Source organism: Pseudogulbenkiania ferrooxidans 2002, from assembly GCF_000174355.1.
Lineage (GTDB): Bacteria > Pseudomonadota > Gammaproteobacteria > Burkholderiales > Chromobacteriaceae > Pseudogulbenkiania > Pseudogulbenkiania ferrooxidans.
In genome coordinates, this window is record NZ_ACIS01000004.1 from 296,792 (window position 1) to 310,929 (window position 14,138).

Consider the following 14,138-nt stretch of genomic DNA (forward strand, 5'->3'; position numbering starts at 1 on the left):
CTGAACTGATCTTAGTCAGCGCCTGGCTGTCCCGGGAGTACCAGTTTTGTTATCTTGATAACCTTTGGTTGTCGGGTGGGGCAGGATGAAGCTGCATCAATTGCAAGCGTTGGTGGCCATCGCCGAGAGCGGCAGCATCCGTGCCGCGGCGCGGCGGCTCGGGCTGTCGCAGGCGGCGCTGACCAAGGCGGTGCGCGAGCTGGAGGCCGAGCAGCACTTGCCGCTGCTGGTGCGTCACGCCAGTGGGGTGTCGTTCACCGAGTACGGCAGCGCCTTGCTCGGGCACGCGCGCCTGGTGGTGGGACAGTTGCAGCGCGCCGACGCCGAGCTGGCGCGGCTGCGCGGCCAGGCGGAAGGGCGGCTCAGCATCGGCGTGACGCCGTTCATCGAACTGACCTTTCTGCCGGAGGTGGTGCGGCGTTTTCGCGAAAAGATGCCCGAGGTGCGCCTCGAGCTGTTCGAGGGGCTGACTGCGGTGGCGCTGCCGCGTCTGCGCAACGGGGAGCTCGATTTCGTGGTGGGGCCGATGATTCCGGCGATGCCGGCGCCGGAGTTCGAGTGCGAGGATCTGCTGCTGTTCAACAGCGTGGTGATCGCGCGCCAGGGCCATGCGCTGGGCGGGAGCCGCTCGCTGCATGAACTCCTAGACGCGGATTGGGTGGTGAATTACGCGCCCAGCGCCTACGACGCCTTCATGCGCAACCTGTTCTGGCAGCACGGCGCGGCGATCGACGAGCGGCGCCTGGTGCGGGCTCACTCGCTGACCCTGTTGCTGTCGCTGATCCGCCACGCCGACATGCTGAGTTACTGCCCGGAGCCGCTGATCGTGGCCGAACCGCTGCGCGACTGGGTGCAGGTGCTGAGGTTGGCCGAAGGCTTCGAGACCGGGCGGCTCGGCGTGATCAGCCGGCGCGACACCACGCGCAGCACTGCGGCGCAGTGCTTCGTCGATTGCCTGTTGCAGGAAATCCGCCGGCGCAGCCGCTCGGCGCGGGCGGAAGACCGCCAGCTGTGTGACCTGCTGCAGTTGCTGGTGTAGGCCGGAAAGAAGGCCGCCGGCAGGCGACCTTGGGCGGGGAGGGCGTTAAGCCAGGCAGGCGGCGAACTCGGCGCGGATGGCGTCGGCCGGGAGTTGCTGGCCGATCAGCACGATGTCGCAGCGGGGCGTTTCGTCGTCCTGCCATGCCCGGCCGTAGTCGAAAGCCGGTGATGCGGTGCACGCCCTGGAACACCAGGCGGCGCGCTTCGCCAGCGATGGCGAGCACGCCCTTGTAGCGCAGCAGCTGTTCGGCATGCTGCTCGACCAGCCGGTTCATGAAGGCGCTGATGCGTTGCAGGTCGAGCGGGCCGTCGTGGGCCAGATGGAGCGCGGCGATGTCGTCGGCGAACGAGCGTGTGGCGGCCGGGCGGAAGCTCAGGTTGCGCTCGCCTGTTGCCGGGCGCAGCAGGTTTTCGTCGAGGTGGAAGCCGCGCAAGCCGAACGCCAGCGCCGGCGCGATGCGGCCCTGAACCAGCCGATGCTGCACGGCCTGGCTGTTGATGGCAGCAAGACGCGCGCCGAGGCGCTCGAGGCTGGTTTCGTCGACGAGGTCGGTCTTGGAGATCAAGAGGCGGTCGGCGAAGCCGGCCTGCTTGCGCGCCACCAGATGCGCGTCCAACTGCTGCTCGCCGTGCACGGCGTCGACCACGGCGAGCACGCCGTCGAGGGCGTAGGCTTCGGCCAACGTGTCGTCGCTGAAGAAGGTCTGGGCGATCGGCGTCGGGTCGGCGAGCCCGGTGGTTTCGATCACCAGCCGGGTGAAGGCGAGCTCGCCGTCGCGGCGGCGCTGGTAGAGCGAATGCAGGTGGCGCGACAGGTCGCCGCGGATGGTGCAGCACAGGCAGCCGTTGGTCATTTCCACCAGTTCGTCGCGCTCGCGGATCAACAGTTCGCTGTCGATGCTGACCGGGCCGAACTCGTTCTCGATCACCACGATGCGCTCGCCGGCTTGGGCCAGCAGGTGGTTGAGCAGGGTGGTCTTGCCCGCGCCGAGAAAGCCGGTGAGCAGGGTGACGGGGATGGGGGTATGGGTCATGGGCATTTCCATGAGAAGGGCGTATCACACCCTGTGAGGATTAGAACCTGTTGTAGTAGGCGAGCGAGCCACAGCAGGTTGGGCGCTGCCAGCGCACAGGATCCGGAATGGACATATGGTCCATGAGGATTCCTGATCGCTGAGCCGATCACTGCGTGCAAATCCATCGCTGAGCCAATCGAAGATTGGCACGCAGGGATTTGCCCAGCGATAGATCGGCACGCAGTACTGCCGGCGCTCAAGATGCAAAGGCGCAGCCGCCTAATGCGACAGGTTTCAGCAGCAGCGTCCCACCTTGCCACTCCCCCCGCCGTAGCGGGCGTCCTGGCGCTCCCGGAAAAACTCCTCGTACGTCATCGGCGTCTGGTCCGGGTGGGTGGTACGCATGTGCTCCACGTAGGTGTCGTAGTCGGGCAGGCCCACCATCAGGTTGGCGGCCTGCCCGAGATACTTACCCAGTTTGCCAAGCTGGTCGAACATGGTCTGTGTCCGTCAGGCGCGGCCGGCTTCGGCCACCACCGGCGCGGTTTCCTGCACGGTCGGGTGGGCGCTGCGCCAGGCCTGCAGGCAGGCGCGCAGGCCGAAGCCCAGCACGCTCAGCACCACCAGGATGAACAGGATGGCGAGCCCGGCGTCCAGACGGTCGTTGAACACGATCTGGTGCATCTGCTCGATGCTCTTGGCCGGGGCCAGCACCTTGCCTTCGACGATGGCGTTCTGGTACTTGGCGGCGTGTGCCAGGAAGCCCACTTTCGGGCTGTCGGCGAACACCTTGAGCCAGCCGGCGTACAGGGTGCAATACAGCAGCCAGGCCGTCGGCACGATGGTGACCCAGGCGTAGCGCTCGCGCTTGAGCTTGAACAGCACCACGGTGGAGAGGATCAGCGCCACGGCGGCCAGCATCTGGTTGGAGATGCCGAACAGCGGCCACAGCGTGTTGATGCCGCCCAGCGGATCGACCACGCCCTGGTACAGGAAGAAACCCCAGGCCGCCACGCACAGGCCGGTGGCGATCAGGTTGGCCGGCAGCGAGTCGGTCTTCTTGAACGACGGCACGAACACGCCCAGCAGGTCCTGCAGCATGAAGCGTCCGGCACGGGTGCCGGCGTCGACGGCGGTGAGGATGAACAGCGCCTCGAACAGAATGGCGAAGTGGTACCAGAACGCCTTCATGCCGTTGCCGCCGAACACCCCGGAGAGGATTTCGGCCATGCCGACGGCCAGCGTCGGGGCGCCGCCGGCGCGCGAGATGATGGTGTGCTCGCCCAGCGTCTGCGCGGTATGGGTCAGCATCTCGGGGGTGATGACGAAGCCGAATTGCGACACCGCCAGCGCGGCCGATTCGGCGGTGTGGCCGAGCAGGGCGGCCGGGCTGTTCATGGCGAAGTAGACGCCCGGCTCGATGCAGGCGGCGGCCACCAGCGCCATGATGGCGACGAACGACTCCATCAGCATGCCGCCGTAGCCGATGAACGGGGCGTGGCTTTCGTTTTCCAGCAGCTTCGGCGTGGTGCCGGAGGAGATCAGGGCGTGGAAGCCCGATACCGCGCCGCAGGCGATGGTGATGAACAGGAAGGGGAACACGCTGCCCGACCACACCGGGCCGCTGCCGTCGATGAAGCGGGTGACCGACGGCATCTTCAGTTCCGGCATGACGATCACGATGCCGATGGCGAGGCCGAGGATGGTGCCGACCTTGAGGAAGGTGGACAGGTAGTCGCGCGGAGCCAGCAGCAGCCACACCGGCAGCACCGAGGCGATGGCGCCGTAGCCGATCAGGATCCAGGTCAGTTCCTTGCCGGTGAAGGTGAACAGGCTGGCCAGTTCCGGATGCGACGCCACCTGGCCGCCGCCGACGATGGCGAGCATCAGCAGCACGAAGCCGATCAGCGAGATTTCGCCGATGCGGCCCGGGCGGATGTAGCGGGTGTACACGCCCATGAACAGCGCGATCGGGATGGTGGCGCCCACGGTGAAGGTGCCCCACGGGCTGTCGGCCAGCGCCTTGACCACGATCAGCGCCAGCACGGCGAGGATGATCACCATGATCATGAAGGTGCCGAACAGCGCGATCACGCCGGGAATCGGGCCCAGCTCGGACTTGATCAGGTCGCCCAGCGAGCGGCCGTCGCGGCGCGTGGAGATGAACAGCACCATGAAGTCCTGCACCGCGCCGGCGAACACCGCCCCGGCCAGGATCCACAGCATGCCGGGCAGGTAGCCCAGTTGCGCGGCAAGCACCGGGCCCACCAGCGGACCGGCGCCGGCGATGGCGGCGAAGTGGTGGCCGAACAGCACGTTCTTGTTGGTCGGCACGTAGTCGAGGCCGTCGTTCAGGCGCACCGCCGGGGTGGCGCGGCGCGGGTCGAGCTGCATCACCTTGGTGGCGATGAAGCGGCTGTAGTAGCGGTAGGCGATCAGGTAGACGGATACCGCAGCGGCAACGATCCAGAGCGCATTGATCGTTTCGCCGCGATGCAGGGCGACGGTGCCGAGCGCGAACGCGCCGACAAGCGCCACCAGAAACCACCCGAGGTGGCCGGCAAGGCGTTGCATAGTGTCTCTCTCCAGTGTGGCGGCATGGTGTGTGGACATGCCTTCTTGTGTGCGTGCCGACGACGTCGGTGTAGGACGGTCGGCGGACGGCTCTACTATTCGCCATGTCGCGGTAAAGGAAAATTCGCACTACTACCGCAGTCGATCTACGTAGTTCTGCGTAGAGGCGGCTGGGCGTCCTGTTTTGCCGGGTGCGCGTAGTGGGGCTGGCGTTACAATGCGTCGTTGGCAGCACGGCATTGCGGCCGTCTGTCGGTCTTCCATCACCCTTGCCGTCGCCATGCAGACCAAACACAAAGTCGTGCTGCTCACCATCCTGCCCTTGCTGCTGGCGATGCTGGCGCTGGGCGGCTTGCTGGTGCACCGCAGCCAGCGCCTGACCGAGCAGCAGACCCAGCTCATCGAAGAGACCCTGCTCGCCAGCAAGCAGGCCGAACTGCAGCATTACACCCAGCTGGCGATGACGGCGATCGGGCCGCTCTACGCCTCCGGCCGCAACGACGCCGCCACCCAGGAGCAGGCCAAGGCCATCCTGCGTGGCATCAGCTACGGCGAGGACGGCTATTTCTTCGTCTACGATCTTTCCGGCAACAACCTGGTGCATCCGCGCAAGCCGGGCCTGGTCGGCAAGAACCTGTGGGACCTGACCGACCCGCACGGCCGCCACGTGATCCGTTCGCTGCTGGCCGCGGCGACCAGCGGCACGGGGTTCCAGCGCTACGACTGGGAGAAGCCGTCGTCGCACCAGATGACCGAGAAGCTGGGGTACGTGGTGCTGCTGGAGCGCTGGGGCTGGGTGCTAGGGACGGGGGTCTACATCGACGACATCGAGCACGCCACCGACCAGTTGCGCAGCCGCGCTTCGGCCAACGTGCGCGACACCCTGTGGGGCATCGCCGCCGTGGCCGGGGCGGCGGTGCTGCTGGTGTTCGCCGGCGGGGTGGTGCTCAACGTCAGCGAGCACCGCGTCGCCGACGCCAAGCTCAAGGCGCTGACGCAGCGCCTGGTGAATTCGCAGGAGCAGGAGCGGGCGCGCGTGTCGCGCGAGCTGCACGACGGCATCAGCCAGCTTTTGGTCTCGGTGAAGTTCCAGTTCGAGCTGGCGCAGCACAAGCTGGAAGCCGGCGAGCCGGCCCTGGCCGAAGTGGAAAAGGGGTTGGGCGGACTGGGCGACGCGCTGAGCGAGGTGCGGCGCATCTCGCACGATCTGCGGCCGTCGGTGCTCGACATGCTCGGCTTGTCGGCGGCGCTGGGACAGCTTTCTGCGGAATTCGAGCGCCGCAGCGGCATCCGCGTGGCGTTCGACAATACCCTGGACGATACCTGCCTCGACGATCGTCAGGCGGTGGCACTGTTCCGCATCGCCCAGGAGGCGTTTACCAACATCGAGCGCCACTCCCGCGCTCGCAACGTGACGCTGACCCTGTCCCGCGAGAGGTACGGCGTGCGCATGGCGGTGCGGGACGACGGCTGCGGCTTCGACGTCGACAATGTCGACCGCTCCCAGACCCGCGGCATCGGCCTGCGCAATATCCGCGAGCGCGCCGAGCACCTGGGCGGCAGTTGCCTGCTCGGTTCGCGTCCGGGAGAAACCGAGCTGGAAGTGCGGTTGCCGGTATGAGCGGGCGCCGCGCCGCCGCACCCGGGGTAACGGCGGGCTCCCCCGGCGTGCAACGAAAACGGGAGTTGCCGTGAGCACCATCGCCTAGGCAAGATGGCGGCTTGTCCGGCCTCGCCGGCCCCTGCTGGAGTCTGAAATGAGTCTGCAACAACCGAATGCCGTGCCCCGTATCCGCCTGGTGCTGGTGGACGACCACCCCTTGGTGCGCGACGGGCTGCGTGCTCGTCTGAGCAGCGTGCCGCGTCTGGATGTGGTGGGGGAGGCCGGCAGCGGGCGCGAGGCGCTGGAGCTGGCCGACACCCTGCGCCCGGACATCATGCTGGTCGACATCGGCATGCGTGACATGAACGGCATCCAGCTCACCGCCGCGCTGCGCGAGCGCCATCCCGGCGTGGTGGTGGTGATCCTCAGCATGTACGACAACGCCGAATACGTTTCCAGCGCGGTGCGCGCCGGCGCGCGCGGCTACGTGCTGAAGGACGCGCCGTCGCAGGAGATCATCGCCGCCATCGAGGCCGCGGTGGCGGGCGGCAGCTATTACAGCCACGCCGTGACGCACGCCCTGATCGAGCCGGCGCCGCAGCCGGACCCGCTCACCGAGCGCGAGCGCGAGGTGCTGTTGTTGCTCGCTGCCGGGCACAGCAACAAGATGGTGGCGGCGAGCCTGGAGATCAGCGTGCGCACCGTCGAGGCGCACCGTTTGAACCTGCGCCGCAAGCTGGGGGCGGAGAACGTCGCGGCGCTGGTGAAGTACGCCATGGAGCGCGGCTGGATCAAGGGGTAAATCTATCCCATTGGGCGGCTGCGCCTTCGCATCGTGAGCGCCGGCAGTACCGCGTGCTGATCAGGAATCCTCCTGGACTCCGGGTCCATTCCGGTTCCTGTGCGTCGGCGGCACTCGATCTGCTTTGGCTCGCTCACCTACTGGAATAGAGGCTTATTACCGTGGGCTCCACGTGTCCGGCGCGAGCCAGTCGCTACGCCAGGTTGGCCGAAACCCCTTCCAGTTCGTCCTGCAGCAGCAGCCATTCCTCTTCGACCTCGGCCAGCCGCGCCGACACCTCGCCCTGGCGCTTGATGCTGTCGGCGAGCTTGGCCTTGTTGCCGTCCTGGTAGGCTTCTTCCGAGGCGAGGAAGGCATCCAGCTCGGCCTTCTCGCCGGAGAGCTTTTCCAGCTCCTTTTCCAGCTTGCCGAGCTTGGCGAGCAAGGGCTTCTTCAGTGCCGACAGGCGCTGGCGCTCTTCGGCCTCCTGGCGTTTCTGCTCCTTGCGGTTGACGCTCTGGGCGTCCCCGGCGGAGGGTCTGGCGCCTTCGGCCAACTGCTCGAGGCGCCACTGGCGGTAGTCTTCCAGGTCGCCGTCGAACGGCCGCACCGTGCCGTCGGCGACCAGCCAAAACAGGTCGGTGGTCGATTCCAGCAGGGCGCGGTCGTGCGAGACCACCACCAGCGCGCCGGGGAAATCCTGCAGCGCCAGGGTCAGGGCGTGGCGCATTTCCAGGTCGAGGTGGTTGGTCGGTTCGTCGAGCAGCAGCAGGTTGGGCTTTTCCCACACGATCAGCGCCAGCGCCAGGCGTGCCTTCTCGCCGCCGGACATCGGCCCGACCGGGCTGGTGGCGGCGTCGCCACGGAAGTTGAAGCCGCCGAGGAAAGTGCGCAGTTCCTGTTCGCGCGCCTGCGGCGCCAGCCGCGCCAAGTGCTGCAGCGGCGTGTCGTCCATGCGCAGTGTTTCCAGCTGGTGCTGGGCGAAGTAGCCGATCTTCAGCATCTGCGCCCCGATCACTTCGCCTTCCAGCGCCTTCAATTCGCCCGCCAGCAGTTTGACCAGGGTCGATTTACCGGCGCCGTTGACGCCCAGCAGGCCGATGCGGCTGCCGGCTTCCACCGACAGCGACACGCGCTGCAGGATCGGCGTGGCGCCGTAACCGATGGCGACCTTGTCGAGCCGCAGCAGCGGGTTGGGCAGCGCGGCCGGTGTGGCGAAGGTGAAGTCGAACGGCGAGTCGACGTGCGCCGGGGCGATGCGTTCCAGCTTCTCCAGCGCCTTGACCCGGCTCTGCGCCTGGCGTGCCTTGGTGGCCTTGGCCTTGAAGCGATTGATGAACGATTCGAGGTGGGCGATCTGACGCTGCTGCTTGTCGAATTCCGACTGCTGACGCGCCAGCTTCTCGGCGCGCATGGTCTCGAACTGGCTGTAGTTGCCGGTGTAGAGCGTGAGCGTCTGGTTGGCCACTTCGACGATCTGGCCGCATACCGCGTCGAGGAAGTCGCGGTCGTGCGAGATCACCAGCAGCGTGCCGGGGTAGGCCTTGAGCCAGTCCTCCAGCCACAGCACGGTCTCGAGGTCGAGGTGGTTGGTCGGTTCGTCCAGCAGCAACAGGTCGGAGCGGCACATCAGCGCCTGCGCCAGGTTGAGGCGCATGCGCCAGCCCCCGGAGAAGCTGGCCACCGGCCGCTCCTGGGCTTCCGGGTCGAAGCCGAGGCCGGTCAGGAGCTTGGCGGCACGCGCCGGGGCGGCGTAGCCGTCGATGTGGTCGAGCTCGCCATGCAGCTGGCCGATGGCGGCGCCGTCGTTGGCCTGTTCGGCTTCGGCCAACTTGCGCTGCAGTTGACGCAGTTCGGCGTCACCGTCGAGCACGTAGTCGAGCGCGGAGCACTCCAGCGCCGGCGTTTCCTGCGCCACGTGGGCGATGGTCCAGTGCGCCGGCACCGTGGCGTCGCCGCTATCGGCGTGCAGCTGGCCCATCAAGAGGGCGAACAGGCTGGACTTGCCGGCGCCGTTGGCCCCGACCACGCCGACCTTGTAGCCGGGGTTGAGGGTGATGCTGGCGTTGTTGAGCAGCTCTTTCAGCCCGCGGCGCAGGCTGAGGTTTTGCAGTTGGATCATGGGGTTTCCTGCGCCGCTGACGGCGCGGTTCAAATCATCGTCGTGGAGACTATTTCAGTAGGTGAGCGAGCCAAAGCAGGTTGAGTGCCGCCAGCGCACAGGAACCGGAATGTACACGGAGTACATGAGGATTCCGAGCACTGCCGGCGCTCAAGATGCGCAGGCGTAGCCACCTATTGGGATAGGCTCTAGGCGGCGGGCAGGCTGCCCAAATCCCACCTCGGCTTGACGCTGTAGCCGCCGGCCGGCTGGGCGTACTTCAGGCGCATGGCGCCAGCGTAGGCGATCATCGCGCCGTTGTCGGTGCACAGCGCCAAGGGCGGGTAGAACACCTCGAAGCGGCCCTTGGCGGCCAGCGCGTCGAGCGCGGCGCGCAGCTGCTTGTTGGCGCCGACGCCGCCCGCCACCACCAGCCGTGCCATGTTGGCCTGCTTCAGCGCCTTGAGCGACTTGCCGACCAGCACGTCGACGATGGCGTCCTGGAAGGCGCGGCAGATGTCGTTGCGGGTCTGCGGGTCGATCGAGCCATGCTCGGCCTCCTGGTGCCGCACCAGCGTCAGCACCGCGGTCTTCAGGCCGGAAAAGCTCATGTCGAGATCGTCCGACTTCAGCATCGGGCGCGGCAGCGAGAAGCGTGCCGGATCACCGCTTTCGGCCAACCTGGAGAGCGTCGGGCCGCCGGGGTAATCGAGGCCGAGCAGCTTGGCGGTCTTGTCGAAGGCTTCGCCGGCGGCATCGTCGAGCGTCTCGCCCAGCACGTCGTAATCGCCCACGCCGCGCACCGCCATCAACTGGGTGTGGCCGCCTGAGACCAGCAGGGCGACGAAAGGGAAGGCCGGCTTCGGCTCGGCCAGGAGCGGCGAGAGCAGGTGGCCCTCGAGATGGTGCACGCCGACCACCGGGATGCCGAGCCCGAAGGCCAGCGCGTTGGCGATGCTGGCGCCGACCAGGAGCGCACCACCCAGGCCCGGCCCTTGGGTGTAGGCCACGGCGTCCAGGTCGGCGAGCTGCTTGCCGGCCTCGGCCAGGCAGGCCTCGGTGAGCGGGATGGCGCGTCGGATGTGATCGCGGCTCGCCAGCTCCGGCACCACACCGCCGTATTCGGCGTGCATCGCCATCTGCGTGTGCAGCTGATGGGCCAACAGGCCCTGTTCCGTGTCGTACAGTGCGACCCCGGTTTCGTCGCAGGACGATTCAATACCCAGTACCAGCATGGTCAATGTTTTCAAACCTGTTCATGATCTTGCCACGCCCCTGATCGGGGCTCATGTGCATTGCGTGCAAATCTTGCGCTGGGCACATCTTGAAGATGGGCCCGCAGAGATTCGCTCAGCGATCGGAAATCCTCACGTACTGCGTGTAGATGCCGGTTTCTACGCTGCGCTTCGCCCCCGCCGAGGCCCGGTCGCGACAGGTCGCGAGCAGGTTCCCAGCGGGAAAATCTTTTCATTTTACCGGCGAATCTTTGTGAGCCCAAATCGGCAATGGTAGTCTTGCAGGCTTGATTGACCAGGAGGACAACAATGCAGGCCAAACTGAGATGGATCGACGGGGTGTGTTTCATGGGTGAGACCGGCAGCGGTCACGCCGTGGTGATGGACGGCGCGCCCGAAGGCGGCGGCCGCAACCTCGGCCCGCGCCCGATGGAACTGCTGCTGCTCGGCACCGCCGGCTGCACCAGCTACGACGTGCTGGGCATCCTGAAAAAGTCGCGCCAGGACGTGCACGACTGCTGGGTCGATATCGACGCCGACCGCGCCGACACCGACCCCAAGGTGTTCACCCGCATCCATTTCCACTTCGTCGTGGTCGGCCGCGAGCTGAAGCCCGACGCCGTCGAGCGCGCCATCAAGCTGTCCGCCGAAAAATACTGCTCGGCCTCGATCATGCTGGGCAAAACCGCCGACATCACCCACGATTTCGAGCTGCGCGAACCCGCCTGAGCCAGCGGGCTTCGGCCAACGTTGGCAGCGTGTCACGGCGCCACCTTAAGGGTGGCGTTTTTCATCGCTGCCGCTAGGGCGGCAATAGTTGCCGCTTTGCCGTCCTGTCCAGCTTGCCGCTCCGTCGTCCTTCGGGCGAATTCCCGTCTTTTCAAGCCCTTGCCCCTAGTGATCGTGTTGGCATGAAAAATGCTTTTGGGGTGTCATCCAGGAGAAGGTCATGCTCGACAAGATTGCCCACTATTTCGATTTCCAGCAGCAGGCGCTCAATCTGCGCGCCAAGCGCGCCGAGGTGATCGCCAGCAACATCGCCAACGCCGATACGCCGAACTACAAGGCGGTGGATCTCGATTTCGCGTCGGCGCTGCAGTCGGCGCAGGGCACGCAATCGCGTCTGGCCCTGAACGTCACCGACCCGGCGCATATCGCCTCGTCGTCTGGCGCGGGCGGAGCCGGCGCTCCCGAGCTCAAGTACCGCAGCGCGGTGCAGCGCAGCCTGGACGGCAACACCGTGGACATGGACGTCGAGCGCGCGGCCTTCACTGACAACGCCATGCAATACCAGTCCACGCTGACCTTTCTCAATCGCCGCATCTCCAGCCTGAACGAAGCCATCAAGGGAGGTCAGTAAGCATGTCGCTGAGCAACGTCTTCACCATTGCCGGTTCGGCGCTGACCGCGCAGTCGATGCGCCTCAACGTGGTCGCGAGCAACATCGCCAACGCCGAGAGCGCCACCAGCTCGACCGGCCAGCCCTACCAGGGGCGGCACGTGGTGTTCACCGCCATCCCGGTGTCGGCCACTCAGCCGCAGGTGGCCGGCGTGCGCGTGACCTCGGTGGTGGAAGACACCACCCCGCCGCGCCTCAAATACGACCCGGGCAACCCGCTGGCCGACCAGCGCGGCTACGTCAACCTGCCCAACGTCAACCCGGTGGAGGAGATGGCCGACATGATTTCCGCCGCGCGGTCCTACCAGACCAACGTCGAACTGATGAATACCGCCAAGAACCTGCTGCAGAAGACCCTGCAGCTGGGGCAATAAGCCTGGAGGGCTGAGACATGACCGTGACGTCCACGACCAATAACCCCTACACCGTTTTGAACACCGGCAACAGCACCTCGTCGTCCTCTGTCTCGGCGTCCTCGGCGGAAGGTATCCAGAACCGCTTCCTGACGCTCTTGACCACCCAGCTCAAGTCGCAGGACCCGCTGAATCCGATGGAAAACAACGAGATCACCTCGCAGATGGCGCAGATCAGCCAGGTGACCGGCCTCGAGAACCTCAGCAAATCGATCAACTCGCTGCTGCAGAGCCAGTACGGCACCCAGTCGCTGCTGGCGGCCTCGCTGGTCGGCAAGAGCGCGATGATCGACGGCAACACCCTCACCCTGGCGCAAGGCGGCACGGCGCAGGGCGGCGTGATTCTCGATGGCTCGGCGCAGAACCTGGCGATCACCGTGAAGAACGCGAACGGCGAGGTGATCGATACCTTCACCATGAACAATGTCGACAGCGGCCTGACCACTTTCAACTGGGACGGCACCGACAAGGACGGCAACGCCGCCGCCGCCGGGGTGTACACCTTCAGCGTCGCCGCCACCAACGAGAGCAACGGCAAGACCACGTCGGTGACGGCCGAGCCGCTCTCCAACCAGCACGTCGACGCCGTGGTGTGGGACAAGGGCAGCCCCTACATCGTGACGCCGCAAGGCGGCCGCGTGGCGATCGCCAACATCGTTCAAGTGTCTTGATGCTGCAGTACTGAAAGCGTACCGGGAGAGTAAGAAATGGGTTTCCAACAGGGTTTGAGTGGCCTGGCTGCAGCGTCCAAGCAACTGGAAGTGGTCGGCAACAACGTGGCCAACGCCAGTACCAACGGCTTCAAGCGTTCACGCTCCGAGTTCGCCGACATGTACGGCTCCAGCCTCTACGGTGTCTCCAACGCCCAGGCCGGCATCGGCGTACGCACGGCGGAGGTCAGCCAGTTGTTCGACCAGGGCAACATCAACTCCACCGGCAACAACCTGGACCTGGCCATTTCCGGCAAAGGCTTCTTCGTCCTGAAGTCGCCCAGTGCGGCGTCCAGCCAGGATGCCTACAGCCGCAACGGCGCCTTCCAGGTCGATGCCAACGGCTATCTGGTCAACGGCGACGGCTACAAGCTGCAAGGTTATGCCGCCCAGAACGGCGTGATCCAGTACACCGCCACCCCGGTCGACCTGCAATTCCAGACCAGCCTGATCTCGCCGACCGCGACCAGCAACGTCGATCTGGGCGTCAATCTGAACTCCAGTGCGATGGTCATCAGCCCGACGCCGACGGTGAACCCGACGGATACCAGTACTTACAATTCCGCCACCTCGGTCAAGGTCTACGACAGCCTGGGCAATACCCACGACCTCAGCTTCTACTTCGTCAAGGGCACGCCCACCGCGACCGGCACCGACTGGACCGTCAACCTCTATGTCGATGGCACGGCAGTCACCTCGCCCGCCGGGCCGCAGACGCTGAGCTTCGATACCAACGGCGTTTTGACCAGCGGTGGCGTACTCAGCAACATTCAGTACACGGCGACCACGCCTAACGGCAGCACGACGCCGATGACCATTGCCACGGTCGATCTCAGCAAGTCGACCCAGTTCAACTCCTCGTTCGGGGTCAACTCGCTGTCGGCCGACGGTAATGCGCCCGGCACCCTGACCAGCACCAACATCAACAACCAGGGCATCATCGAGGCCACCTATTCCAACGGCAAGACCGTGGCCATCGGCCAGGTGGCATTGGCCAACTTCACCAACGTTCAGGGCTTGCAGTCGATGGGCGGCAACCTGTGGAAGGATGTGGCCAGCTCCACCGGCGGCGCCAAGGTCGGTGCGCCGATGTCCGCCGATCTGGGCGAAATCCAATCCCAGGCGCTGGAACAGTCGAACGTCGATCTGAACTCCGAACTGGTGGACATGATCGTGGCGCAACGCTTCTATCAAGCCAACGCCCAGTCGATCAAGACCGAAGACACCATCCTGCAGACCCTGATCAACCTGCGCTGAGCATTAAC

General features: G+C 65.9%; 12 protein-coding genes and 1 pseudogene. 8 read left to right on the forward strand and 5 right to left on the reverse strand.

What is annotated here, in order from left to right; all coding sequences use genetic code 11:
* Nucleotides 1-85 precede the first annotated feature (85 nt).
* Nucleotides 86-1,039 (forward strand): LysR substrate-binding domain-containing protein, encoded by a 954-nt coding sequence (locus FURADRAFT_RS08805; protein ID WP_008953780.1) that lies wholly within the window; start codon nucleotides 86-88, stop codon nucleotides 1,037-1,039.
* Between the two features lie 217 nt (nucleotides 1,040-1,256).
* Here the strand turns inward: FURADRAFT_RS08805 and FURADRAFT_RS21035 are convergent.
* The 3 genes and pseudogenes from FURADRAFT_RS21035 to FURADRAFT_RS08820 form a co-directional block, all read right to left on the reverse strand.
* A pseudogene (locus tag FURADRAFT_RS21035) lies at nucleotides 1,257-2,087 on the reverse strand (CobW family GTP-binding protein); the annotation flags it as partial.
* Between the two features lie 264 nt (nucleotides 2,088-2,351).
* The gene (locus tag FURADRAFT_RS08815; RefSeq protein WP_008953782.1) at nucleotides 2,352-2,555 is read right to left on the reverse strand and encodes a YbdD/YjiX family protein; all 204 of its coding nucleotides are present in this window, start codon (nucleotides 2,553-2,555) and stop codon (nucleotides 2,352-2,354) included.
* A 12-nt stretch (nucleotides 2,556-2,567) separates the two neighbouring features.
* Nucleotides 2,568-4,631: a carbon starvation CstA family protein gene (locus FURADRAFT_RS08820; protein ID WP_008953783.1), complete on the reverse strand. Its 2,064-nt coding sequence runs from the start codon at nucleotides 4,629-4,631 to the stop codon at nucleotides 2,568-2,570.
* Between the two features lie 280 nt (nucleotides 4,632-4,911).
* Between FURADRAFT_RS08820 and FURADRAFT_RS08825 the strand changes: the two genes are divergently transcribed.
* Together FURADRAFT_RS08825 and FURADRAFT_RS08830 are read left to right on the forward strand one after the other, a co-directional pair.
* The gene (locus FURADRAFT_RS08825) at nucleotides 4,912-6,252 is read left to right on the forward strand and encodes a cache domain-containing protein (protein ID WP_008953784.1); all 1,341 of its coding nucleotides are present in this window, start codon (nucleotides 4,912-4,914) and stop codon (nucleotides 6,250-6,252) included.
* 136 nt (nucleotides 6,253-6,388) lie between these two features.
* A complete protein-coding gene (locus FURADRAFT_RS08830; RefSeq protein ID WP_008953785.1) occupies nucleotides 6,389-7,036 on the forward strand; it encodes a response regulator in 648 nt (215 codons plus the stop codon).
* Between the two features lie 193 nt (nucleotides 7,037-7,229).
* Here the strand turns inward: FURADRAFT_RS08830 and FURADRAFT_RS08835 are convergent, their stop codons facing one another.
* Nucleotides 7,230-9,137 carry an ATP-binding cassette domain-containing protein gene (locus FURADRAFT_RS08835; protein ID WP_008953786.1) on the reverse strand — a complete coding sequence of 636 codons (1,908 nt, stop codon included), beginning with the start codon at nucleotides 9,135-9,137 and terminating at the stop codon, nucleotides 7,230-7,232.
* A 188-nt stretch (nucleotides 9,138-9,325) separates the two neighbouring features.
* A complete protein-coding gene (gene tsaD, locus FURADRAFT_RS08840; protein ID WP_008953787.1) occupies nucleotides 9,326-10,351 on the reverse strand; it encodes a tRNA (adenosine(37)-N6)-threonylcarbamoyltransferase complex transferase subunit TsaD in 1,026 nt (341 codons plus the stop codon).
* 309 nt (nucleotides 10,352-10,660) lie between these two features.
* On the opposite strand from tsaD, the gene FURADRAFT_RS08845 reads away from it, so the two are divergent.
* From FURADRAFT_RS08845 to flgE, 5 genes are all read left to right on the forward strand, one after another.
* Nucleotides 10,661-11,080: an OsmC family protein gene (locus tag FURADRAFT_RS08845; protein ID WP_008953788.1), complete on the forward strand. Its 420-nt coding sequence runs from the start codon at nucleotides 10,661-10,663 to the stop codon at nucleotides 11,078-11,080.
* Between the two features lie 220 nt (nucleotides 11,081-11,300).
* Complete coding sequence (gene flgB, locus FURADRAFT_RS08850; RefSeq protein WP_008953789.1) at nucleotides 11,301-11,711, forward strand: flagellar basal body rod protein FlgB; 411 nt, start codon at nucleotides 11,301-11,303, stop codon at nucleotides 11,709-11,711.
* A gap of 2 nt (nucleotides 11,712-11,713) precedes the next feature.
* On the forward strand, nucleotides 11,714-12,124 hold the full coding sequence (gene flgC, locus FURADRAFT_RS08855) for a flagellar basal body rod protein FlgC (protein WP_008953790.1): 411 nt from the start codon (nucleotides 11,714-11,716) through the stop codon (nucleotides 12,122-12,124).
* A 17-nt stretch (nucleotides 12,125-12,141) separates the two neighbouring features.
* On the forward strand, nucleotides 12,142-12,834 hold the full coding sequence (locus FURADRAFT_RS08860) for a flagellar hook assembly protein FlgD (protein ID WP_008953791.1): 693 nt from the start codon (nucleotides 12,142-12,144) through the stop codon (nucleotides 12,832-12,834).
* A gap of 36 nt (nucleotides 12,835-12,870) precedes the next feature.
* Nucleotides 12,871-14,130 (forward strand): flagellar hook protein FlgE, encoded by a 1,260-nt coding sequence (flgE, locus tag FURADRAFT_RS08865; RefSeq protein ID WP_008953792.1) that lies wholly within the window; start codon nucleotides 12,871-12,873, stop codon nucleotides 14,128-14,130.
* Nucleotides 14,131-14,138: the final 8 nt, after the last annotated feature.

Bases quoted from the DNA above. Each gene is read 5' to 3' on its own strand.
- FURADRAFT_RS08805 (WP_008953780.1), top strand. From the start codon at position 86: ATGAAGCTGCATCAATTGCAAGCGTTGGTGGCCATCGCCGAGAGCGGC.
- FURADRAFT_RS08830 (WP_008953785.1), top strand. From the start codon at position 6,389: ATGAGTCTGCAACAACCGAATGCCGTGCCCCGTATCCGCCTGGTGCTG.
- flgC (WP_008953790.1), top strand. From the start codon at position 11,714: ATGTCGCTGAGCAACGTCTTCACCATTGCCGGTTCGGCGCTGACCGCG.
- FURADRAFT_RS08835 (WP_008953786.1), bottom strand. From the start codon at position 9,137: ATGATCCAACTGCAAAACCTCAGCCTGCGCCGCGGGCTGAAAGAGCTG.
- FURADRAFT_RS08845 (WP_008953788.1), top strand. From the start codon at position 10,661: ATGCAGGCCAAACTGAGATGGATCGACGGGGTGTGTTTCATGGGTGAG.
- flgE (WP_008953792.1), top strand. From the start codon at position 12,871: ATGGGTTTCCAACAGGGTTTGAGTGGCCTGGCTGCAGCGTCCAAGCAA.
- FURADRAFT_RS08820 (WP_008953783.1), bottom strand. From the start codon at position 4,631: ATGCAACGCCTTGCCGGCCACCTCGGGTGGTTTCTGGTGGCGCTTGTC.
- FURADRAFT_RS08860 (WP_008953791.1), top strand. From the start codon at position 12,142: ATGACCGTGACGTCCACGACCAATAACCCCTACACCGTTTTGAACACC.
- tsaD (WP_008953787.1), bottom strand. From the start codon at position 10,351: ATGCTGGTACTGGGTATTGAATCGTCCTGCGACGAAACCGGGGTCGCA.
- FURADRAFT_RS08815 (WP_008953782.1), bottom strand. From the start codon at position 2,555: ATGTTCGACCAGCTTGGCAAACTGGGTAAGTATCTCGGGCAGGCCGCC.
- flgB (WP_008953789.1), top strand. From the start codon at position 11,301: ATGCTCGACAAGATTGCCCACTATTTCGATTTCCAGCAGCAGGCGCTC.
- FURADRAFT_RS08825 (WP_008953784.1), top strand. From the start codon at position 4,912: ATGCAGACCAAACACAAAGTCGTGCTGCTCACCATCCTGCCCTTGCTG.